We start from the raw sequence: 22,339 nt of genomic DNA, 5'->3' as shown, positions 1-22,339 counted from the left end.
TGCGCACGCCGGACCGGTCCCGGTCGGGGACCTGACCTGCGCGCGGGCATGCGGCGGCTGGGTCTCCCCATCTGTCGTCGGACCTGAGAGCTTCACCGCGTGCATGTCCTCACAGGACAGCATGGCGGCTTGCACCGTGGGTGGGCGCACGGCAGGGCCGTGTTCCGCTTTCCAGATGTGCCTCGCCCGTGCGGTAGGGGTGCCTGAGAGATTCCGGGGAGGACTTGCTCCTTCGGCGCCGGCTGTGCCGCCTGTCGGGGCACTCCGGGCTCTCCCGCGCGGGTTCGAGCGGCCGGTATGGAGTTGGAGGGCTGGCCGCGGCGGCGGGCTCGGAGCGGGCCGCGCGGACGCGGACATCATGGCACGTCCGCGCCCCGGAAGACGAGAGGGGTCGGACGGGCGGGGGCGGGAGGGGGTGCGGGAGCACTAGGCTGCACCGCATCGGCAGCGTGGAGGGCGGTTCAGGGGCGGATGGGGTACCCGGTGGAGCAGGGGCAGGCGTGGGGCGGTCCGGAGTCGGCCCCGGAGGGCGGCTCGTGGCCGGCCAACGAGCTGGAGCAGGTGCTCACCGCCGCGCTCGGCGACCCGGGCGCGACGCCCAGGGTGTTCGAGGTGCTGGCGCGCAGCCAGGTGTGGATCCCGCTGCCGGCCGGCGCCGACCCGCAGGGGCAGGCGCTGGACCTTCCGACGATGGAGCTGGCCGGAGCGCCGTACGTGCCGGTGTTCACCTCGCAGGAGGTGTTCCTCCAGCAGGCGCCCGGGATGGCGTTCGCGGTGGCGCCGGTGTGGGAGTTCGCCCGCGGACTGCCGCTGGGCGTGGGCATCGCGGTCAACCCGCAGGCCCCGGTCGGCATCCCGGTGCCCCCGGAGGGCGTGGCCGAGCTGCGGCGCGGTCCGCGCGCGGACCGCTGGGACGAGGGCGGCGACGCCCCGGCCGCCGGCGGCCGGGTGGCGCTGCGCGAGCCGGTGCCGGGCGAGGAGCCGGTGGCCTTCCTGACCGCCGCCTGCGCCGAACTGGCCGCGCTGCCGGGCGTGCTGACCGCCCGCCGCGCGCTGGCCAGCGTCGAGGGCGAGCCGACCGTGCTGTTCGTGGGCGTCCAGCTGGACCCGGCCGCCCCGGCCGACCCGGCGGCCGTGAACGAGGCGCTGGGCCGGGCGCTGGGAACCGCCCCGCTGCCCGGTGGCGTCCACCTCGTGCTGCTCGACGTCGTGGACGACCCGGTGGTCGAGTGGCTGCTCAACCGGGTACAGCCGTTCTACGGACGGATGTGATCCCGGTCCACAGGCACGTCGGCATGGCGGCCGTCTGCGGCGCCAAATAGGGTGCGTGCAGTGACTCCCGGCCGGCACCCCGGCCGGGGCCGGCGGCAGGCGAGGAAGAAGAGGCGCGGCGAGGTGGGCGCATGAGTGCGGGACCGGTAACAGGAGGTGCCCCGGGGCCTTGGGGCCAGGCACCCGCCGGGCGCCCCGGCGCGGACCCGGGAGCGTTGGAGCGCGCCCTGCGCGAGGTCGCGCCGGAGCGCTGGGAGGCGTACGAGGCACTGCTGCACGCCCTGGCTGCGGGCCAGGTCTGGATGCTGCTGTGGCACGGCTCGCCGGGCAGCCCGGACGCCCAGTACGGGAACATGGAGGTGAGCGGCCACGGCTACGCGCCGGCCGTCACCTCCCCGGAACAACTGGCCGCGAGCGGCTGGGCGCGGGCGCACGAGGTGATCTCCGGCCGGGAGATCGCCGCCTCGCTGTACCGCACCCGCTGGGGCCTGTGGCTGAACCCGCACGCCCCCGGCGGCGGCGTCGGCGTGCCGTGGGCGGACCTGCGCCGGGTCGCGGCCGGGCTGGACCGGCTGCCGGCCGGCCCGCTGCGGCTGAGCGAGCCGCAGGTGCAGGCGTCGCAGTTCTTCGCGCTGCTGGAGCGTCAGGCCGGCGAGGTGCGCGCGGTGCGCTCGCTGCGCCGGGCCTGGGTGCAACCGGCCGTGGGCGAACCGTACCTGGCGATCGGGCTGGACCTGTACGAGAGCTCCCCGCCGACCGTGGAGGCCGTCCGCGCGCTGATGCAGCGGGCGCTCTCGGTGGCGCCGGAGGGGCTGGCCGTCTCCACCGTGGCGATGAGCGACGAGTACGATCCGGTGGCGCTGTGGATGCGCGCCAACGCCCGGCCGTTCTTCGACCGCGAGGCGGGTCACAACATGTCCCAGAGCGCCGCGTACCCGCCGGTGCCGCCTCCGCCGTACGCCTCGCAGGCGGGGTACGGCTACGGCACCCAGCCGCCGGCGCCGGCCTGGCCGGGGCAGCACCCGCCGCCGCAGCAGCCGTGGCCCGGTTACCCCGGCCGCTGAACCCCAAACCCGTGAAGCCGGTCTGACGTGACGTCAGGCCGGCTTTCGGCTTTCGCCGGGGAGTGATCCGGCCAGTTCCGTTCGCACATATTGACATGCCAGTAACAGCCGTGTGAAGAGGGGTATGCCGACCCGTCGGAGGGTGCATGCGTACAGATCACAGTTGGGCATCTGTCGGTTGTCAGGGCTGGCGCAAGCCAGTTCGGATGGCAGAGAGTTCTGCGCAACGCACTGCGCGTACGTAGGCCCCACGAAGGTGAACGCGCACGGCGACCGCTCGTACCTCGCGACGCCCATCCCGCGAGGTGGCAGTACCGAGCAATGCCAGTACCGCTGTTGACCCATCTGTACCTCCGCACGTCCGCACCAGCCGTACCGCCGATCCGGCGACCGGCACCCGTGGGCCGGCCACCGTCGGCGAGGGGACCGAACTGACCATGACCGCACCCATCGAGACCACCGGAACCGCCCCCGAGGCCGCGCCCCGACCGGGCCCGGCGAAGACGATCGAGGGCCGTTCCCTCAGCCAGATCGCCTGGCTGCGCTTCAAGCGTGACAAGGCCGCCGTCGCCGGCGGCGTGATCGTGATCCTGCTGGTACTGCTCGCGGTACTGGCCAAGCCGATCCAGTCCGTCTTCGGGCTCGACCCCGACGCCCTGAACCAGGACCTGCTGGACGTCGACCTCGGTGGCATCCCGTACGGCGACTGGGGCGGCATGAGCGCCGACCACCCGCTGGGCGTGGACCCCGGGTTCGGCCGCGACATCATGTCCCGCATCATCGAGGGCTCCTGGGTCTCCCTGCTGGTGGCCTTCGGCGCCACCGTGCTGTCCAACGCCATCGGCACCGTCCTCGGCGTGATCGCCGGGTACTACGGCGGCTGGGTGGACACCGTGATCAGCCGGCTGATGGACACCTTCCTCGCCTTCCCGCTGCTGCTGTTCGCGATCTCGATCTCCGCCTCGCTGCAGGGCGGCGCCTTCGGCCTCAAGGGCCTCCCGCTGCACATCACGGTGCTGATCTTCGTGATCGGGTTCTTCAACTGGCCGTACATGGGCCGGATCGTGCGCGGACAGACCCTCTCGCTGCGCGAGCGGGAGTTCGTGTACGCGGCCCGCAGCCTCGGCGCCCGCGGCCCGTTCATCCTCTTCAAGGAACTGCTGCCGAACCTGGTCGGCCCGATCCTGGTCTACTCGACCCTGCTGATCCCGACCAACATCCTCTTCGAGGCAGGCCTCAGCTTCCTCGGCGTCGGCATCCAGCCCCCGCAGTCCTCCTGGGGCGGCATGCTCAGCGACGCGATCAAGTACTACCAGGTGGACCCGCAGTACATGGTGGTCCCCGGTATGGCGATCTTCCTGACGGTGCTCGCCTTCAATCTGCTGGGCGACGGGCTGCGCGATGCCCTCGACCCGCGCAGCAACTGACATCACGTCAGACAACCCGACACCACCCACTCCCTCACGTTCTCCAAGGGGTTGATCTCACCCATGCGCAGGTCCCGCAGCACCGCACTGACCGCACTGGCGGCGGCCGCCGTCCTGGTGGTCACCGGATGTTCCAGCGACGCCAAGAAGAGCGCCGACGGCAAGGGCACCAACACCTCCGGCTCCGGCGCCAACGCGGCCACCGGCAAGGTGGTGAACGTGTCGGACAAGAAGGGCGGAACGGTCGTCTACGAGCACAGCGATGTGCCGGACTCCTTCGACCCGGGCAACACGTACTACGCGTACATGTACAACTTCTCGCGTCTGTACGCCCGTCCGCTGACCACCTTCAAGCCGTCCGCGGGCGAGGACGGCAACACCCTCGTCCCGGACCTCGCGGAGGCCCTCGGCCAGCCGAGCGACGGCGGCAAGACCTGGACGTACAAGATCCGCAAGGGTCTGAAGTACGACGACGGCTCCCCGATCACCGCCAAGGACGTCAAGTACGCCGTGGAGCGCGCCGGCGGCTTCGCCCCGGACGTGTTCTCCAACGGCCCGACGTACTTCAAGGAGCGTCTGGTCGACAACCCGACCCCGTACGAGGGCCCCTACAAGGACAAGAGCCCCGAGGGCCTGAAGTCCATCGAGACGCCGGACGACTTCACGATCGTCTTCCACCTGAAGGAGGCGTTCGCGGACTTCGACTACCTGGTCTCCACCCCGCAGACCGCCCCCGTGCCGCAGGAGAAGGACAAGGGCGCCGACTACCAGAAGAGCATCGTCTCCTCCGGCAGCTACAAGTTCGAGAGCTTCGAGCAGGACAAGCAGGTCGTCCTGGTCCGCAACCCCAACTGGTCGGCCGAGACGGACCCGATCCGCAAGCAGCTGCCGGACAAGATCGTCGTCAAGCTGAAGGTCTCCCAGTCGACCATCGACCAGGACCTGATGTCCGGCGCCGCCACCGTCGACCTGGCCGGCAAGGGCGTGGACCGCCAGACCCAGGCCAAGCTGCTGACCGACGCCAAGCTCAAGGCGCAGACCGACAACGCGCAGGGTGGCCGCCTCGCGTACGTCGCGATCAACAGCAAGGTCGCGCCGTTCGACAACCTCGACTGCCGCAAGGCCGTCCAGTACGCCATCGACAAGGTCTCGGTGCAGACCGCCTCCGGCGGCCCGATCCGCGGCGACATCGCCTCGACCTTCCTGCCGCCGGACATCCCGGGCTACCAGAAGTTCGACACCTACGCGACGCCCGAGAACAAGGGTGACGCCAACAAGGCCAAGGACGCGCTGAAGGCCTGCGGCAAGGAGGGCGGCTTCACCACCTCCATCTCCGCCCGCAGCGACCGTTCGGGCGAGGTCGACGCGGCCACCGCGGTCAAGGCCTCGCTGGAGAAGGTCGGCATCAAGGTCGAGATCCAGCAGTACCCGCAGGGCAAGTACTTCTCCGACTACGCCGGTGTGCCGAAGTTCACCGAGGAGAAGGGCATCGGCCTCATGATGATGCAGTGGGGCGCCGACTGGCCGACCGGCTACGGCTACCTCCAGCAGGTCGTGGACGGCGCCGCCATCAAGGCCTCCGGCAACACCAACCTGTCGCAGCTGAACGACCCGGCCGTGAACAAGCTCATCACGGAGGCGATCGCCAACACCGACAAGGCCGCCCGTGAGAAGGCCTACGCGGAGATCGACAAGAAGGTCATGGACTCCGCGGTCATCGTCCCGCTGATGTACTTCAAGGTCCTGCTCTTCCGCCCGGACAACGCCACCAACATGGGCAGCACGCCGGCCTTCTCCGGCCAGTACGACTACCTCAACATCGGTACCACCAAGTAAGAGCCTGGCTCCACATCCCTGAAGGCAGGTGAAGGCAGCCGCGCCCGCCTCCGCCCGGGTCGACCATCCGGACGGGGGCGGGCCGCCGCAGCCGACCGACTATGTTTGCCTACATCATCCGGCGGACGTTCGCGGCCGTCCTGCTGCTCCTCGTGGTGAGCGCGGTAACCTTCGCGATCTTCTTCGTCCTCCCGGCCCTGGCCGGGCAGAACGCCGACCAGCTGGCCACCCAGTACGTCGGCAAGAACCCCACGCCCGAGACCGTCCTCGCGGTGAAGAAGAACCTCGGACTGGACCAGCCCGTCTACGTCCAGTACGGGAACTTCCTCAAGGGCCTGGTCAGCGGCGCCGAGTACAAGTTCGGCCCCGATCCCGTCACCTGCCAGGTGCCCTGCTTCGGCTACTCGTTCAAGAACCACATCGAGGTCTGGCCCGAGATCGCCTCGCGCATCCCGGTCACCGTCTCGCTCGCCCTCGGGGCGGCCGTCCTGTGGCTGCTCTCCGGCGTCACCGTCGGCGTCATCTCGGCCCTCAAGCCGAAGTCGCTCTTCGACCGCCTCTCGATGGGCATCGCCCTGGCCGGCGTCTCGCTGCCGATCTTCTTCACCGGCGTGCTGTCGCTCGCGCTGTTCAGCTACGAATGGCCGATCTTCGACAACCTCGAGTACGTCGAGTTCGCCGAGGACCCGCTGATGTGGGCCCGCAACCTGGTCCTGCCCTGGGTCTCGCTGGCCTTCCTCTACTCCGCCCTCTACGCCCGGCTCACCCGTGCCGGGATGCTGGAGACGATGAGCGAGGACTACATCCGCACCGCGCGGGCCAAGGGCCTCGCCGAGCGCAAGGTCATCGTCCGGCACGGCCTGCGCTCCGCGCTCACCCCGATCATCACCATCTTCGGCATGGACCTCGGTCTGCTGCTCGGCGGTGCCCTGATCACCGAACAGGTCTTCTCGCTCCAGGGCGTCGGCTTCTTCGCGGTCTCCGCGATCGCCGACAACGACCTGCCGAAGATCCTCGGCGTCACCCTGGTCGCCGCCTTCTTCATCGTCATCTGCAACCTGCTGGTTGACCTCCTGTACGCCCTCGTCGACCCCCGGGTGAGGCTGTCATGACCGAGCTCTCCAAGGCCGCGGCGGCCGACCCCGGGAAGGCCCCCGCGTCCACCGCCGACCTCACGAAGCCCCCGGCCGGCGACGCGTACCTCTCGGTGCGCGACCTGCGGATCCACTTCGACACCGACGACGGTCTGGTCAAGTCGGTCGACGGGGTCAGCTTCGACCTGCACAAGGGCCGCACCCTCGGCATCGTCGGCGAGTCCGGCTCCGGCAAGTCGGTCACCTCGCTCGGGATCATGGGCCTGCACCGCTCCAAGCGGGCCCGGATCACCGGCCAGATCCACCTGGACGGCGAGGAGCTGGTCTCCGCCGACCCGGACCGGGTGCGCCGGCTGCGCGGCCGCGCGATGTCGATGATCTTCCAGGACCCGCTGACCGCGATGCACCCGTACTACACGGTCGGCCAGCAGATCATGGAGGCCTACCGGGTCCACCACCCGGCGGCGAACAAGAAGCAGGCCCGCACCCGGGCGATCGAGATGCTCGACCGGGTCGGCATCCCGCAGCCCGACCGCCGGGTCGACGACTACCCGCACCAGTTCTCCGGCGGCATGCGCCAGCGCGCGATGATCGCCATGGCGCTGGTCAACGACCCCTCGCTGCTGATCGCCGACGAGCCCACCACCGCCCTGGACGTCACCGTCCAGGCGCAGATCCTGGACCTCATCCGCGACCTCCAGCAGGAGTTCGGCTCCGCGGTCATCATCATCACCCACGACCTCGGGGTGGTCGCCGAACTCGCCGACGACATCCTCGTCATGTACGGCGGCAAGTGCGTCGAACGCGGCCCCGCCGAGCAGCTCTTCGACGCCCCCGAGCACCCCTACACCTGGGGCCTGCTCGGTTCGATGCCCCGGCTGGACCGGGAGCTCCAGGACCGGCTGATCCCGGTCAAGGGCACCCCGCCCAGCCTGATCAACGTGCCCAGCGGCTGCGCCTTCCACCCGCGCTGCCCGTACGCCGAGCTCACCGGCGGGCGCTCGTCGACCGACGTCCCGGCGCTGGCCGAGGCCGCGCCCGGCCACCACGCGGCCTGCCACCTCAAGGCCGCCGACCGGCACCGCATCTTCACCGAAGAGATCGCGCCCCGGCTGTGAACGCGCACGACCTGTTTGGAGACACCCCATGACGGACACTCAGGCGGCGGCGATCCCGGCACCCGCGCCCGCCCCCGACCGCGAGCCGCTGCTCCGGGTGACCGGTCTGACCCGGCACTTCCCGATCACCAGCGGGCTGCTGCGGCGCCAGACCGGCGCCGTCCGGGCCGTCGACGGCATCGACTTCTCGGTCAACGCCGGCGAGACCCTGGGCGTGGTCGGCGAGTCCGGCTGCGGCAAGTCGACGATGGGCCGGCTGGTCACCCGGCTCGACGAACCGACCGGCGGGAAGATCGAGTTCGAGGGCACCGACATCACCCACCTGGGCGTCGGGGCGATGCGGCCGCTGCGCCGTGACATGCAGATGATCTTCCAGGACCCGTACTCCTCGCTGAACCCGCGGCACACCGTCGGCACCATCGTCGGCGCGCCGTTCAAGCTGCAGAAGGCGGAGCCGGCCGGCGGCATCAAGAAGGCCGTCCAGGAGCTGCTGGAGCTCTGCGGGCTCAGCCCCGAGCACTACAACCGCTACCCGCACGAGTTCTCCGGCGGCCAGCGCCAGCGCATCGGCATCGCCCGGGCGCTCGCCCTGCGGCCCAAGATGATCGTCGCCGACGAGCCGGTCTCCGCCCTGGACGTCTCCATCCAGGCCCAGGTCGTCAACCTGCTCGACGACCTGCAGAAGGAGCTCGGCCTCACCTACCTGATCATCGCGCACGACCTCTCGGTGGTCCGGCACGTCTCCGACCGGGTCGCCGTGATGTACCTCGGCAAGATCGTCGAGATCGCCGACCGGGACTCGCTGTACCGCTCGCCGATGCACCCGTACACCACCGCGCTGATGTCCGCGGTGCCGGTGCCGGACCCCCGGCGCAAGGAGCGGCGCGAGCGCATCCGGCTCCAGGGCGACGTGCCGTCCCCGATCAACCCGCCCAGCGGCTGCCGCTTCCGCACCCGCTGCTGGAAGGCCCAGGACGTCTGCGCCACCCAGGAGCCGCCGCTGGTCGCGGCCAAGGTGGGGCACCAGGTGGCGTGTCACTTCCCGGAGAACTCGGCGGAGGGTGAGGGCGGGGACGGCGGGAAGACGCTCGCCTCGGCCTGAGTCATCTTGAGTGACGGCCTGGGAAATCCCGGCCGACCCCCCTGATCAGGGGCTGATTCGCTGATCAGGGGGGTCGTCGGTCCATAGTTGTGCGGTGACCTCGCAGATCTTCCCCTCCGACGTGCAGCAGTCCCTGGACCTGGTCGGCATCTTCGTCTTCGCCCTCTCCGGGGGCCTGCTCGCCGTGCGCAAGAACATGGACATCTTCGGCATCTGCGTGCTGGCCGAGGTCACGGCCCTCGGCGGCGGGGTCATGCGGGACCTCGTGATCGGTGCCACCCCGGTCGCCGCCTTCACCAACCTCGGGTACTTCGTCACCCCGCTCGCGGCCGGCCTCGTGGTCTTCTTCCTGCACCCCGAGGTCGAACGGATCAACCTCGCCGTGCAGACCCTGGATGCGCTCGGGCTCGGACTGTTCTGCGTCACCGGCACCGCCAAGGCCCACGACTACGGGCTCGGCGCGGTCGCCTCGATCGCCCTCGGCATGGTCACCGCGGCCGGCGGCGGCGTCATGCGCGACGTCCTCGCCGGCGAGATCCCCTCCCTGCTGCGCTGGGACCGCGAGATCTACGCCGTCCCCGCCCTGGTCGGCGCCTCCCTGGTCGCCCTGCTCATCGCGCTCGACGACCTCACCACCCTCACCGGCACCTCCGCCGCCCTGGTCGCCTTCGGACTGCGGATGCTCGCGCTCAAGTACGGCTGGCGCGCCCCGCGGGCCTGGCACCGCAACGGTTCTCGCACCAGCGAGGAGTAGGCGAGCCGCCGTACGCCAGCGAGATCGCCTCGGCGGTGCAGAGCAGCTCCGGCAGCAGCCGGGTCAGCTCCCCGGCTGGCGTCAGCTCGGCCGGCGCGGACACCGCGCAGGCCGCCACCGTCCGCCCGCCGCTGCCCGCCACCGGGGCCGCCACGCAGGTGACCGCCTCCCGGTGCTCGGCCGACTCCACCGCCCAGCCCTGGCGGCGGACCGCGGCCAGCTCCTCCCCGGCCGCCGCTCCGTCGGCCCGCCCGGCCAGCAGCACCCGGCCGATCGCGGTGCTCGCGGCCGGCGCCCGCCGGCCGATCCGGGACGGCCGGGCCGGCACCCCGCGCCCGGTCAGCTCGTCGACGTACAGCACCTCACCCTCGTGCAGGACCGCCAGCTGGACGGTGTGGCCGCAGCGCGCGTTCAAGGCGGCCAGGTAGGGCGCCGCGACCTGCCGGACGTCGAGCTCCTCCAGCGCCCGGTGGGCCAGCGACAGCACCCGGCCGCCGACCCGGTAGCGGCGGTCCGCCTGGCGCTGGACGAAGCCGTGCTCCTCCAGCGTGCGCAGCAGCCGCAGTGCGGTGGACTTGTGCACGCCGAGGCCGGTCGCGGCCTGTTCGAGGGTCACCGGCCCGTCGCCGAGCGAGGCGAGCAGGGTGAGCGCCCGGTCGACCGACTGAGCCATCCCGCCCCCAGTCCCGCGCCGGGCCGTCGCTGCGCCCGGCGTCTCGGTGTCTTCGGTGTCTTCGCTGTGTATCGGTGCGTTCGGTGCGTCCGCGCCGGGTTCCGTGCGTCCGCCGTGTTCGATCTTCGGTGCCCGGTGCGTCCGGTGTGTCCGCCGTGTGCGCCGTGTGTTCGGGTGTGGGCGTCAGGCTAGCCCCTCGCGGTACGCGGGACCAACGGCGAGTTGCCGTCGGTGGTATGGCCGGAACGCCACCCGGCGGCCATCTACAATCGGATGGTTATGCCATACCTGGACCATGCGGCGACCACGCCGATGCTGCCCGAGGCGATCGCCGCGATGACGGCGCACCTGGGGGTCGTCGGCAACGCCTCCTCCCTGCACGCGTCCGGCCGTCGGGCCCGCCGCGTGGTCGAGGAGTCCCGCGAGTCACTGGCCGAGTCGCTGGGCGCCCGTCCGAGCGAGATCGTGCTCACCGGCGGCGGCACCGAGTCCGACAACCTCGCGGTCAAGGGCCTCTTCTGGGCCCGGCGCGACGCCGACCCGGCCCGCACCCGGGTGCTGTGCAGCCCCGTCGAGCACCACGCGGTGCTGGACGCCGTGCACTGGCTGAGCGAGCACGAGGGCGCCACCGTCGACTACCTGCCGGTCGACGCCCTCGGCCGGGTGCACCCCGGCGCGCTGCGCGAGGCCATCGAACGCGACCCCGCCTCGGTCGCCCTGGTCACCGTGATGTGGGCCAACAACGAGGTCGGCACGATCCAGCCGGTCGCCGAACTCACCGCCGTCGCGGCCGAGTACGGCATCCCCGTGCACGCCGACGCGGTCCAGGCGCTCGGCCAGGTGCCGCTCTCCTTCGCCGGCTCCGGGCTCACCGCGCTCACCGTCACCGGCCACAAGATCGGCGGCCCGTACGGCATCGGCGCGCTGCTGCTCTCCCGCGGCGCCACCCCCGTCCCGCTGCTGCACGGCGGCGGTCAGGAGCGCGACGTGCGCTCCGGCACCCTCGACGCGCCCGCCGCCGCCGGCTTCGCGGCCGCCGCCGAGATCGCCGTCGCCCGGCAGGCCGAGCACGCGGCCGCGCTCGGCGCGCTGCGCGACGAACTCGTCGCGGACGTGTTCGCCGCCGTCCCCGACGCCGTGCTCAACGGCGATCCCGCCGCCGAGGGCCGGCTGCCCGCCAACGCGCACTTCTCCTTCCCCGGCTGCGAGGGCGACGCGCTGCTGATGCTGCTCGACGCCCAGGGCATCGAGTGCTCCACCGGCTCGGCCTGCTCGGCGGGCGTCCCCCAGCCCAGCCACGTGCTGCTCGCGATGGGCGTCGACCCGCTGCTGGCCCGCGCCTCGCTGCGGTTCTCGCTCGGGCACACCTCCACCCGGGAGGACGTGGCCGCGCTCGCCGCCGCCATCGAGCCCGCCGTGCACCGCGCCCGCAACGCCGGACTGGCGGCCGCCGCCCGCCGGTGACCGGCTTCCGGCCCGCCGGTACTCCGCTCCGGCCCGCCGGTAATCCGCTCCGGGAAGCATCCGGGCGGCGCGTACGCTTGGTGCATCATGACTGACTTCCCCGGTGCCCCGACCACCCCGTCCACTGGCCGCCTGCGCGTGCTCGCCGCGATGTCCGGCGGGGTGGACTCCGCCGTCGCCGCCGCCCGCGCCGTCGAAGCCGGCCACGAGGTGACCGGCGTGCACCTGGCGCTGTCGGCCAACCCGCAGTCCTTCCGCACCGGCGCCCGCGGCTGCTGCACCATCGAGGACTCCCGCGACGCCCGCCGCGCCGCCGACGTCATCGGCATCCCCTTCTACGTGTGGGACCTCGCCGAGCGCTTCCGCGAGGACGTCATCGACGATTTCGTCGCCGAGTACGCGGCCGGCCGCACCCCCAACCCCTGCCTGCGCTGCAACGAGAAGATCAAGTTCGCCGCGCTGCTGGACAAGGCGATCGCCCTCGGCTTCGACGCCGTCTGCACCGGCCACTACGCCCGGATCGTCGACCTGCCGGGTGGCCGCCGCGAGCTGCACCGCGCCGTCGACGCCGCCAAGGACCAGTCGTACGTGCTCGGCGTGCTCGACGCCGACCAGCTCGCCCACTCGCTCTTCCCGCTCGGCGACACCACCAAGGACGCCATCCGCGAGGAGGCCGCGCGCCGTGGCATTGCCGTCGCCAAGAAGCCCGACAGCCACGACATCTGCTTCATCGCCGACGGCGACACCCAGGGCTTCCTCGCCAAGCACCTCGGCACCGCCCGCGGCGACATCCTCGACGCCGACGGCACCAAGCTCGGCGAGCACGACGGCGCGTACGGCTTCACCATCGGCCAGCGCAAGGGCCTGCGGATCGGCCGCCCCGCCGCCGACGGCAAGCCGCGCTACGTCCTCGACATCTCCCCGGTGAACAACACCGTCACCGTCGGCCCCGCCGAGGGCCTGGACGTCACCGCCCTCACCGCCATCCGCCCCCGCTGGTGCGGCACCGAGGCGGTCGAGGCCGAGGGCCGCTACACCGCCCAGCTGCGCGCCCACGGCGATGAGGTCCCGGTCACGGCGGCGATGGCCGGCGACGAGCTCCACGTCACCCTGGACACCCCCGCCCGCGGCATCGCCCCCGGCCAGGCCGTCGTCCTCTACGACGGCACCCGCGTCATCGGCTCCGCCACCATCGCGACCACGGAGCGCCGGGCCGTCGGGGTCTGAGCGGCCGGAAACCCGGTGAGCGGGTGGGCGGGTCCGTGATAGACCGGGGAGCACTATGAACATCTCTGTCTTCTGCTCCGCGTACTCGCTCGACGACCGCTACTCGGCCCCCGCCGCCGAGTTCGCCCGCCTGCTCGGGGAGGGCGGGCACACCCTGGTGTGGGGCGGCTCCAACGCCGGGCTGATGGGGGTGCTCGCCGACGGGGTGAAGGCCGCCGGCGGCCGGCTGGTCGGGATCTCCGTCGAGCTGCTGAAGCACAAGGCGTACCAGGGCGCCGACGAGCTGGTCACCACCGGCGACCTCGCCGAGCGCAAGGCCCAGCTGCTGGCCCGCGCCGACGCGGTCGTCGTCCTCGTGGGCGGCCTCGGGACGCTGGACGAGGTCACCGAGGTGCTGGAGCTGAAGAAGCACGGCCTGCACGACAAGCCGGTGATCGTCCTCGACACCGAGGGCTTCTACGACGGCCTGCGCACCCAGCTGGAGCGGATGGACACCGAGGGCTTCCTGCCGCGTCCGCTGGCCGAGCTGGTGCTGTTCGCCACCTCGCCCGCCGAGGCCCTGGAACAGCTGAAGGCCGTGGCCTGAGAGGATCGGCACCATGCCCGCACACCTGATCACCGGCGCCGGCTCCGGCATCGGCGCAGTCCTCGCCGACCGTCTCGCCGAGCGCGGCGACGACCTCTGGCTGCTCGCCCGCGACGCCCGCCGTGCCGCCGAACTGCGCGAGCGGTTCCCCGGCGCGAAGACCCTGGTCGGCGACCTCGGCGACCCGGCCAAGCTCTCCTGGGCCTTCGGCCACCAGGCGCTCCCGGTCGAACTCGACTCGCTGCTGCACGTCGCCGGCGTGGTCGAGCTCGGCCAGGTCGGCGAACTGCCGGTCAAGGCCTGGCAGGAGACCCTGAACGTCAACCTGGTCGCCCCCGCCGAGCTCACCCGGCTGCTGCTGCCCTCGCTGCGCCTGGTCAAGGGCCACGTGGTCTTCGTCAACTCCGGCGCCGGCCTCAACGCCCACGCCGACTGGTCCGCGTACGCCGCCAGCAAGCACGGTCTCAAGGCGCTCGCCGACTCGCTGCGCCTGGAGGAGTCCTCCCACGGCGTCCGCGTGACCTCCGTCTACCCCGGCCGTACGGCCACCCCGATGCAGGTCAAGGTGCACCAGCAGGAGGGCAAGGCGTACGACGCCGACCGCTGGATCGCGCCCGAGTCGGTGGCGAAGGCCGTCGTCGCGGCGCTCGACGCCTCCCGCGACGCGCACATCACCGACATCACCGTCCGCCCGGGGGCGTAGCAGCCGCGTGGGAGGTCGGCCCGGCCGACTTCCCACGCGTGGGCCCACCCGCGGTCAGGCCCCGAAGACGGCGACGGGGTCGCCGACCAGCCAGGTGTTCTCGATGCGCATCCGACGGATCAGCCAGCGGCCGCCGTCGCGCACCAGCTCGACCCGGTAGGGGTTCTTCAGCAGGGCGTGGACGGTCGGGTCGGCGGTGAGCAGGTGCTGCGCCTCGACCAGCGCGGTCAGCCGGGCGGTGTCGCCGTCGACGGTGATCCGCGGGTTGGTGATCTGGTGGGTGGTGTCGACCCGGCCGGTGAACAGCTCCAGGATCGTGTCGACGATGGTGTCCCGCCCGGCCATCAGGGGCGGGGCGGCGCCCCAACGCGCGGCGGCGGGACGGAAGTCGAGCTCGGCGTCGGCCGCGAACGCGGAGGCGAACAGGTCCCGGTCCTTGAGGTCCTGGCCGAGCGCGAAGCGGTACAGCGCGTCGGTGATCTCGGCCCGGTCGCGCAGTTCGGCGACGACGGCGGCGGTGTCACCGGGCGGGGCGGCCAGGGCCTGCCGCGCGTGCCGGTCGGTCGGGGTGTTCCGGGCGGTGGCGGCGGTCATGGTGTCCTCCGGGCAGGGAGTGCGGTGGGCTCGACGCCGTCCACTCTGCTGCGCCGGTGCGGGGCGAACAACGACGGTCTGCGCAAGGATCGTGAAGCGGGGCTTCACGACGGGGACGGAGGACGCGTGATCGAGCGGTACGAGGTGGAGGCGCTGCTGGTGCTCGCCGAGGAACTGCACTTCGGGCGGACCGCCGAGCGCCTGCACGTCTCGACGACCCGGGTGAGCCAGACCGTCCGCAAGGTGGAGCGGCGGGTGGGCGTGCCGCTGTTCCGCCGCACCAGCCGGCACGTCGAACTCACCGCCGCGGGGCGGAACCTGGTCGAGGACCTCCGGCCGGCGTGGCAGGCCGTGGGTGCGGCGATGGAACGGGCGGTCGAGGCGGGGCGGGGTCTGTCCGGCACCCTGCGGGTCGCCTTCGTCGGCGCGGCCGCGGGCCAGCTGGTGGCCGGGGCCGCGCAGGCGTTCCGCGACCGGACGCCCGACTGCGAGGTGCGCCTGCGGGAGGCGCAGACCGGTGAGCTGCTCCCCTGGCTGTGCGAGGGCGAGGCCGACCTGGGGCTGGGCACCGTGTGCCACGAGCCCGGGATCGCCTGCGGCCCCGTCCTGGTCGCCGAGCCGTGGATGCTGGCCGTTCCCGTCGACCACCCCCTCGCCGGCCGCGCCGGCGTCCCCGTCGCGGAGCTGGCCCGGGTGCCGGTGCTGCGCCTGGACGGCCACGCGGCCGTGCCCGTGCCGCCGCAGGGCGCGGCGCCGGGGCCGCGGGCCGTGACGTTCCAGGAGGCGCTCACCCTCGTCGGCGCCGGGCAGGGCGTGCTCCCGGTCGGTGCCCACACCCGCCGCTACTACGTCCGCCCCGACGTCGCGTACGTCCCCCTCGACGGTGCCCCACCGCTGGAGTGGGCACTGCTGTGGCCGGCCGACGGGGCGACCGCCCGCGTCCACGCCTTCGCCGAGGCGGCGGTCGCGCTGGTCCACGGGCCCGGATGAGCGGGGAGCCCCCGCGCGGCGCACTAGGCTCGGGCGGGTGAGCAACGGACATTCCTTCCCCGACCTGCGCGGCGCCGCGACCGGCGTCGGCTCGCTGCCCGGCACCGACGCCCGGGAGGCCGCCAAGACCTCGACCGGGGCGCTGGAGCACCTGCCGTTCCTGCCCGAGCTGCCGGCCCGCGGGCCGGGCGCCGACATGATCGGCCGCGGGGCCGGGCTGCTGGTCGAACTGTTCGCGCAGACCGAGCCCAGCGGCTGGCGGTTCACCGACCGGCCGGGCCGGGACACCCGGCGCGCCCACTCCTGGCTCGGCGAGGACCTGGACGCCCTGGAGGAGTTCACCCAGGGGTACACCGGCGCGCTCAAGGTGCAGGCCGTCGGGCCGTGGACGCTGGCCGCCTCGGTCGAGCTCAAGCACGGCGAGAAGGCGCTCGCCGACCCCGGCGCGTGCCGTGACATCACCGGCTCGCTCACCGAGGGCCTGCGCCGCCACCTGGCCGACGTCCGTCGGCGGATCCCGGGCGCCGAGGTGGTGCTCCAGCTGGACGAGCCCTCGTTGCCCGCCGTGCTGGCCGGCTCGGTGAAGACGGCCAGCGGCTTCCAGCGGCTGCGCGCGGTGGACCGTCAGATCGCCGAGGAGCAGCTGCGCGAGCTGATCCGCGCCCTCGACGCCCCCGTGGTCGTGCACTGCTGCGCGCCCGGCGTGCCGGTCCCGCTGCTGCGCCGTGCCGGGGTCGCCGGACTGTCGCTGGACTTCTCGCTGTTGACGGAGCGTGAGGACGACGACCTGGGCGAGGCGGTCGAGGCGGGCACCGCGATCCTGGCCGGTGTCGTCCCCTCCACCGACCGTGGACTGTCAGACCCTGCCGGTAGTGTCCAGGGTGTCAGGACGTTGTGGCGCAGGCTCGGGTTCGCCCCGGAGCTGCTCGGCCGCCATGTGCTGGTGACGCCGACCTGCGGGCTGGCCGGGGCCTCCCCGGCGTACGCGCGCAAGGCGTTGTCACTGAGCGTGAGGGCGGCGCAGAGCCTGGTGGACAACCCGGAATGAGACGGTAGGAGGCTTGCGGTGGTGGCTGTCGAGGGCTGGGAGGACGTCCCGGCGGAGGTGCGCAGGCGGCACGCGGAGCTGGCGGCCGAGATCGAGGACCACCGGGCGCGGTACTACGAGCAGGACGCGCCGACCGTCAGCGACGCCGAGTTCGACGCCCTGATGCGCGAGCTGGAGGCGCTGGAGGCCGGGCACCCGGCGCTGGTGACCCCGGAGTCGCCCTCGCAGAAGGTCGGCGGGGCGGTGGTCGCGGGGCTGTTCGCCTCCGTCGAGCACCGCGAGCGCCTGCTCAGCCTGGACAACGCGATGGACGGGGACGAGCTCGCCGCCTGGGCCGAGCGGGTCGGGGCCGAGCTGTCCGGCATCGACTACCACTACCTGTGCGAGCTCAAGGTGGACGGACTGGCCGTCAACCTCACCTACGAGAACGGCCGGCTGGTGCAGGCCGCCACCCGCGGCGACGGCCGGGTCGGCGAGGACATCACCGCCAACGTCCGCACCATCAAGGAGATCCCGCACCGGCTGCACGGGGACGACGTCCCCGCGCTGGTGGAGATCCGCGGCGAGGTGTACTTCCCGACCGAGGAGTTCGACGCGCTCAACGCCTCCTTCGCCGAGGAGAACGAGCGCCGCCGGCAGGAGAACGAGGAGCGTGCCAAGGAGGGCAAGCGGCCCCGGGCGATGATCCGGCTGTTCATGAACCCGCGTAACGCGGCGGCCGGTTCGCTGCGCCAGAAGGACCCCCTGGTCACCGCCTCCCGTCCGCTGCGCATGGTGGTGCACGGCATCGGTGCCCGCAGCGGCTTCGACATCGACTGCCAGTCGCACGCCTACGAGTTGCTGCGCGGGTGGGGCCTGCCCACGGCCCGGCACAACCAGGTGGTCGGCACGCTCGACGAGGTCCGCGCCTTCATCAAGCACTTCGGCGAGCAGCGGCACTCGGTCGAGCACGAGATCGACGGCGTGGTCGTCAAGGTGGACGAGATCGCCCTGCAGGGCCGGCTCGGCGCCACCTCCAAGTCCCCGCGCTGGGCGATCGCCTGGAAGTACCCGCCGGAGGAGGTCACCGGCAGGCTGGCCGAGATCAAGGTGGGCATCGGGCGCACCGGCCGGGCCACCCCGTACGCGGTGCTGGCCGAGCCGGTGAAGGTGGCGGGCTCGATGGTCCAGTACGCGACGCTGCACAACCAGGAGGTCGTCAAGGCCAAGGACGTGCTGCTCGGCGACACCGTCGTGCTGCGCAAGGCCGGTGACGTGATCCCGGAGATCCTCGGCCCGGTGTACGACCTGCGGGACGGCACCGAGCAGGCCTTCGTCATGCCCGTGCGGTGCCCCGAGTGCGACAGCGAGCTGCGTCCGATGGCCGAGGGGGACATCGACCTGCGCTGCCCCAACGCGCGGTTCTGCCCGGCGCAGATCCGGGAGCGGATCGCCTTCCTCGGCGGGCGGTCCTCGCTGGACATCGAGGGGCTCGGGTACGTCGCCGCCACCGCGCTGACCCAGCCGCTGGCCCCGGCCGACGCCCCGGTGCGCAACGAGGGCGACATCTTCGGGCTGACCGTGGAGCAGCTGCTGCCGATCAAGGTGCTGGTGCGCGACCAGAAGACCGGCATGCCCAAGCTGGACGACGAGACCGGCGAGGAGAAGGAGGTGTTCTTCTTCGCCACCACCTCGGGTGCGGCCCGGAAGAACACCGGTGTGATGCTCGACAACATCGAGCAGGCCAAGGAGCGCCCGCTGTGGCGCTTCCTGAACGGGCTGTCGATCCGGCACGTCGGCCCGGTCGCCGCCCAGGCGCTGGCCCGGGAGTTCCGCGACCTGGACCGCGTCTTCGCCGCCACCGAGGAGGAGCTCGCCGCCACGGAGGGCGTCGGCCCGGGCACCGCCCGCTCGATCGTCGAGTGGTACGCCGAGGACTGGCACCGCGAGATCCTGGAGAAGTGGCGCGCGGCCGGCGTCCGCTTCACCGAGGAGTTCGAGGAGGACGAGGGCGAGCGGCCGCTGGAGGGCCTGACGGTGGTGGTCACCGGCACCCTCGCCGGGCACACCCGGGACGGCGCCAAGGAGGCGCTGACCTCGCGCGGTGCGAAGGTGACCGGTTCGGTGTCGAAGAAGACCCATTTCGTGGTGGCCGGTGACAACCCCGGTTCCAAGTACGACAAGGCGGTGCAGCTGGGCCTGCCGGTGCTGGACGACGCCGGGTTCGCCGTGCTGCTGGAGCGGGGGCCGGACGCGGCCCGCGAGCACCTGGGCATCGCCCCGGCCGAGGGGGAGGCCGCAACCGGGGAGCCGGGGGCGGACGGCGAGGCGGAGAAGGCCGTCGCGGGGGAGGTGCCGGAGGCGTCCGAGGGCTGACCCGACCGCAGACACCCTGAATCCGTGTTGTTATCTTCCTGATGCAACGTCACCGGGTCCCGCGCGGTGGATTGCGGGCACAGTGGGATCGGGCACGGCGCCCGGAGTCACTGTGTCACCGTGCGGTACCTGATCGTTATGGTGCGTTCCCGGTTGTCCGAAAGTCTGCCCACGCGGGGGACCCCGGCATACCCTGGAGCGCAACAGAGTGTCAGCAGGGGTGGGGGCACCGGCTGAGCCGGTCTCCGCGGGGCCGCTCCATGCCCGGCAGCTGCCGGCGCACTACGGTGTGCCTCACGCCGTGAGGCGGCCTGACGGGGCGGGCCCGACGGAGGACAGGGCTTATGGATCGTACGACCGGCGGTGCGCCCACACGCCCGCCGCAGGGGGTGGCAGGTGCGGTCCTGCTGCTCGGCGTGCTGCTGGCCGGTGCCGCGCCGCTCATCCCGCTGGCCGTCCTGGTCTACCGGTACGAGCCCGAGCTGTTGCCGCTGTTCGCCGTGCCGCTGGCCGTCCTGGTCGCCGCCTGGCGGATCGCCCGGGACCGTGCCCGCGACCAGCTCACCGACCCGCTGACCGACCTGCCCAACCGTCAGGCCTTATTGCTCGCCGCCCAGGAGGCGATCGCCGAGCACGAGGAGGGCTACAGCGTCGGCCTGATACTGCTCGATCTCGACCGGTTCCGGTCACTCAACGACACGCTCGGCCATACCGCCGGCGACCGGCTGCTGGTGCACATCGCCCGCCGGCTGCACCGCGCGCTGCGTTCCGGCGGCCACGCCGGCGCGGCCGCCCGCGGTTCGGTGGACGAGGTGTACGCCGGGCTGCCCCCGCACCGGCGCGGCCGGCCGCTGGTGGCCCGGATGGGCGGCGACGAGTTCGCCGTCCTGCTGCCCGGCGTCGGCTGCCCGGACACCCTGGAACGCGTCGCCAAGGCCCTGATCGCCGAGCTGGCCGCGCCGATCCGCCTGGACGGCCTGCTGCTCGTCCTGGAGGCCAGCGCCGGCGTCTGCGTCTACCCCAAGCACGCCCAGGACGCCGAGTCGCTGCTGCGCCGCGCGGACGTGGCGATGGGCCACGCCCAGCAGGGCCGCACCTCGGTCGAGCAGTACGACGAGGCGCAGGACGCCGACACGCCGTACCGGATCGGGCTGCTGGGCGACCTGCGCCGGGCCCTGGAGACCGGCGAGGTGCAGCTGCACTACCAGCCGAAGGTGGCCTTCGACGGCCGGGTGGTCGGCCTGGAGGCGCTGCTGCGCTGGGAACGGCCCGGCCAGGGCAAGGTGTCGCCGGACGAGTTCGTCGGCCTCGCCGAGTCCAGCGGCCTGATGCCCCGGCTGACCGACTACGTGCTGGAGGCCGCGGTCGGCCAGCTCGCGTACTGGCGCGACCAGGGCCTGCAGGTGCAGGTCGCGGTGAACGTCTCGCCGCGTGACGTGCTCAACCCCGGCTTCGCCCAGCGGGTCGCCGGGCACCTCGTGCGCCACCAGGTGCCGGCCCACGCGCTGCAGCTGGAGATCACCGAGCGGCTGCTGCTGGACGACTCCCGGCGGGCCGCCGACACCCTGGCGGAGCTGCGCGGCTACGGCGTCGGGATGTCCCTGGACGACTTCGGCACCGGCCACTCCTCGCTGGTGCGGCTGCGCAGCCTGCCGGTCGGCGAGCTGAAGATCGACCGCTCGTTCGTCTCCCGGATGGTCGCCGACGACCACGACGCGGCCGTGGTCCGCTGCTCGGTGGAGCTCGCCCACTCGCTCGGGCTGACCGTGGTCGCCGAGGGCGTCGAGGACGACGAGACCTGGGAGCGGCTGCACTGCATGGGCGTGGACGCGGTGCAGGGCTGGCTGGTGTCGGCCGCGCTGCCGGCCGAGCAGGCCACCGCCTGGCTGCGGGTGCACCGCACCGGCGCCCCGCCGGTGGAGCGGCTGGAGCGCTACGAGCGGCAGGAGCGGCTGGAGCGCCAGGAGCGGCACCAGCGCCACGGCCTCCAGGAACGCCAGGACCGGCAGGGCCAGGAGCGCCCGGTCCGGCCCGAACGGGTGGAGCGTCCGGCCGCCCAGCTGCCCGCGGCGGCCCAGCTACCGGCGGCCGCCCAGCTGCCCGTGGCCGTGCAGCCGGCGGCCCAGCCGTTCGCGCAGCCCGTGCCCCGGCCCTGCGCGACGCAGCCCATGGGGCAGCCGCTGATCCAGCCCGTACCCCAGCCCGTACCGCAGCCCGTGATCCAAGCGGTCCCGCAGCCCGTGCCGCACCCGTACGCCCAGCCGTACGCCCATCCGGCGCCCCAGCCGCCGGCCCCGGTCGCGCCCGTCGGACCGACCGGCCAGCCGCTGCTGCCGCAGGCCCTGCCGCCGGTGATCAAGCCCGTGCTGCCGCCGGTCCTGCCGGCCGCCCGCCAGCCGGTGATCCAACCGGTGATCCAGCCCGTGATCCAACCGGTGGCGCAGTCGGTGCAGTCCGCGAAGCTGGAGATCAACGCGCCCGGCGCGCAGAGTTGGGCGCAGACCCGCCCGCAGTGACGGCCTCCGGGGGCCGCCCCCGGGGGCCCGTCGGGCCCGCCCCGGGCCCCCGGTGACCGCGCACCGGGGTTACTCGTTCGCCGGGGGTGGGGCCTCGCCCCATAGGATGGGCCCACAGACCAAGAGGACGGGGGCGCCCACCGGGCCGCCCCGTCCGGGCCCGGTACCGCCTGACGGCACCGCCGGGCCTCACCAGAACTCACCCTGAGGATCGCTGCATGCCTGGCATCACGCGCGAGGAGGTCGCCCACCTCGCTCGGCTGTCGCGTCTTGAGTTGCAGGCCGAAGAGCTGGACCACTTCGCCGAGCAGCTCGACGTGATCATCGGCGCGGTCGCCCGCGTTTCCGAGGTCGCCGGACAGGACGTCCCGCCGACCTCCCACCCGCTGCCGCTGACCAACGTCATGCGCGCGGACGAGGTGCGGCCGTCGCTCACCCCGGAGCAGGCGCTGGCCGGCGCCCCCGCCGCCGAGGAGCAGCGTTTCCGTGTGCCGCAGATCCTCGGGGAGGACTGAC

General features: G+C 72.7%; 18 protein-coding genes, 1 pseudogene and 2 riboswitches. Of the genes and pseudogenes, 17 read left to right on the top strand and 2 right to left on the bottom strand.

Annotation, left to right across the window (positions count from 1 at the left end; all coding sequences use genetic code 11):
- Positions 1-61: 61 nt before the first annotated feature.
- Positions 62-181: riboswitch (glycine riboswitch) on the bottom strand.
- Positions 182-287: riboswitch (glycine riboswitch) on the bottom strand.
- A 184-nt stretch (positions 288-471) separates the two neighbouring features.
- The 8 genes from ACWEQL_RS10485 to ACWEQL_RS10450 all read left to right on the top strand — a co-directional run bounded on the left by ACWEQL_RS10485 (position 472) and on the right by ACWEQL_RS10450 (position 9,667).
- Positions 472-1,272: an enhanced serine sensitivity protein SseB gene (locus tag ACWEQL_RS10485; RefSeq protein ID WP_452149806.1), complete on the top strand. Its 801-nt coding sequence runs from the start codon at positions 472-474 to the stop codon at positions 1,270-1,272.
- A 131-nt stretch (positions 1,273-1,403) separates the two neighbouring features.
- A complete protein-coding gene (locus tag ACWEQL_RS10480) occupies positions 1,404-2,336 on the top strand; it encodes an enhanced serine sensitivity protein SseB C-terminal domain-containing protein (RefSeq protein ID WP_452149805.1) in 933 nt (310 codons plus the stop codon).
- Positions 2,337-2,773: 437 nt separating this feature from the next.
- Positions 2,774-3,763 (top strand): ABC transporter permease, encoded by a 990-nt coding sequence (locus tag ACWEQL_RS10475; RefSeq protein WP_452149804.1) that lies wholly within the window; start codon positions 2,774-2,776, stop codon positions 3,761-3,763.
- Between the two features lie 63 nt (positions 3,764-3,826).
- Complete coding sequence (locus ACWEQL_RS10470; protein WP_452149803.1) at positions 3,827-5,599, top strand: ABC transporter substrate-binding protein; 1,773 nt, start codon at positions 3,827-3,829, stop codon at positions 5,597-5,599.
- A 101-nt stretch (positions 5,600-5,700) separates the two neighbouring features.
- Positions 5,701-6,711, top strand: coding sequence for an ABC transporter permease (locus tag ACWEQL_RS10465; RefSeq protein WP_452149802.1), 1,011 nt, complete (start codon positions 5,701-5,703; stop codon positions 6,709-6,711).
- Positions 6,708-7,811, top strand: coding sequence for an ABC transporter ATP-binding protein (locus ACWEQL_RS10460; protein ID WP_452149801.1), 1,104 nt, complete (start codon positions 6,708-6,710; stop codon positions 7,809-7,811). Before ACWEQL_RS10465 ends, ACWEQL_RS10460 begins: the two co-directional genes overlap by 4 nt.
- 28 nt (positions 7,812-7,839) lie before the next feature.
- Positions 7,840-8,913: an ABC transporter ATP-binding protein gene (locus tag ACWEQL_RS10455; RefSeq protein ID WP_452149800.1), complete on the top strand. Its 1,074-nt coding sequence runs from the start codon at positions 7,840-7,842 to the stop codon at positions 8,911-8,913.
- 94 nt (positions 8,914-9,007) lie between these two features.
- Positions 9,008-9,667: a trimeric intracellular cation channel family protein gene (locus tag ACWEQL_RS10450; protein WP_452149799.1), complete on the top strand. Its 660-nt coding sequence runs from the start codon at positions 9,008-9,010 to the stop codon at positions 9,665-9,667.
- Here ACWEQL_RS10450 and ACWEQL_RS10445 read toward each other — a convergent pair.
- A complete protein-coding gene (locus ACWEQL_RS10445; RefSeq protein WP_452149798.1) occupies positions 9,603-10,340 on the bottom strand; it encodes an IclR family transcriptional regulator in 738 nt (245 codons plus the stop codon). The two genes, ACWEQL_RS10450 and ACWEQL_RS10445, sit on opposite strands and share 65 nt — an antisense overlap.
- A 279-nt stretch (positions 10,341-10,619) precedes the next feature.
- On the opposite strand from ACWEQL_RS10445, the gene ACWEQL_RS10440 reads away from it, so the two are divergent.
- From ACWEQL_RS10440 to ACWEQL_RS10425, 4 genes are all read left to right on the top strand, one after another.
- Positions 10,620-11,804: a cysteine desulfurase family protein gene (locus tag ACWEQL_RS10440; protein WP_452149797.1), complete on the top strand. Its 1,185-nt coding sequence runs from the start codon at positions 10,620-10,622 to the stop codon at positions 11,802-11,804.
- An 87-nt stretch (positions 11,805-11,891) separates the two neighbouring features.
- On the top strand, positions 11,892-13,031 hold the full coding sequence (gene mnmA / locus ACWEQL_RS10435; RefSeq protein WP_452149796.1) for a tRNA 2-thiouridine(34) synthase MnmA: 1,140 nt from the start codon (positions 11,892-11,894) through the stop codon (positions 13,029-13,031).
- Positions 13,032-13,086: 55 nt separating this feature from the next.
- Positions 13,087-13,617, top strand: coding sequence for an LOG family protein (locus ACWEQL_RS10430; protein ID WP_452149795.1), 531 nt, complete (start codon positions 13,087-13,089; stop codon positions 13,615-13,617).
- A gap of 13 nt (positions 13,618-13,630) precedes the next feature.
- Positions 13,631-14,320, top strand: coding sequence for an SDR family oxidoreductase (locus tag ACWEQL_RS10425; RefSeq protein ID WP_452149794.1), 690 nt, complete (start codon positions 13,631-13,633; stop codon positions 14,318-14,320).
- 54 nt (positions 14,321-14,374) lie between these two features.
- Here the strand turns inward: ACWEQL_RS10425 and ACWEQL_RS10420 are convergent, their stop codons facing one another.
- Positions 14,375-14,914, bottom strand: coding sequence for a nuclear transport factor 2 family protein (locus tag ACWEQL_RS10420; RefSeq protein WP_452149793.1), 540 nt, complete (start codon positions 14,912-14,914; stop codon positions 14,375-14,377).
- A 126-nt stretch (positions 14,915-15,040) separates the two neighbouring features.
- Between ACWEQL_RS10420 and ACWEQL_RS10415 the strand changes: the two genes are divergently transcribed.
- From ACWEQL_RS10415 to gatC, 5 genes and pseudogenes are all read left to right on the top strand, one after another.
- A complete protein-coding gene (locus ACWEQL_RS10415) occupies positions 15,041-15,904 on the top strand; it encodes a LysR family transcriptional regulator (protein WP_452149792.1) in 864 nt (287 codons plus the stop codon).
- Between the two features lie 37 nt (positions 15,905-15,941).
- Complete coding sequence (locus ACWEQL_RS10410) at positions 15,942-16,952, top strand: methionine synthase (RefSeq protein WP_452149791.1); 1,011 nt, start codon at positions 15,942-15,944, stop codon at positions 16,950-16,952.
- Positions 16,953-16,973: 21 nt separating this feature from the next.
- Positions 16,974-19,307, top strand: coding sequence for an NAD-dependent DNA ligase LigA (ligA, locus tag ACWEQL_RS10405; RefSeq protein ID WP_452149820.1), 2,334 nt, complete (start codon positions 16,974-16,976; stop codon positions 19,305-19,307).
- Positions 19,308-19,714: 407 nt separating this feature from the next.
- A pseudogene (locus ACWEQL_RS10400) lies at positions 19,715-21,199 on the top strand (putative bifunctional diguanylate cyclase/phosphodiesterase); the annotation flags it as partial.
- 842 nt (positions 21,200-22,041) lie between these two features.
- A complete protein-coding gene (gatC, locus tag ACWEQL_RS10395) occupies positions 22,042-22,338 on the top strand; it encodes an Asp-tRNA(Asn)/Glu-tRNA(Gln) amidotransferase subunit GatC (RefSeq protein WP_035845952.1) in 297 nt (98 codons plus the stop codon).
- Position 22,339: the final 1 nt, after the last annotated feature.

This window comes from Kitasatospora sp. NPDC004240 (genome assembly GCF_053603215.1).
The sequence above is the reverse complement of the archived record's forward strand: the minus strand, read 5'-3'. Positions and strand labels throughout refer to the sequence as shown.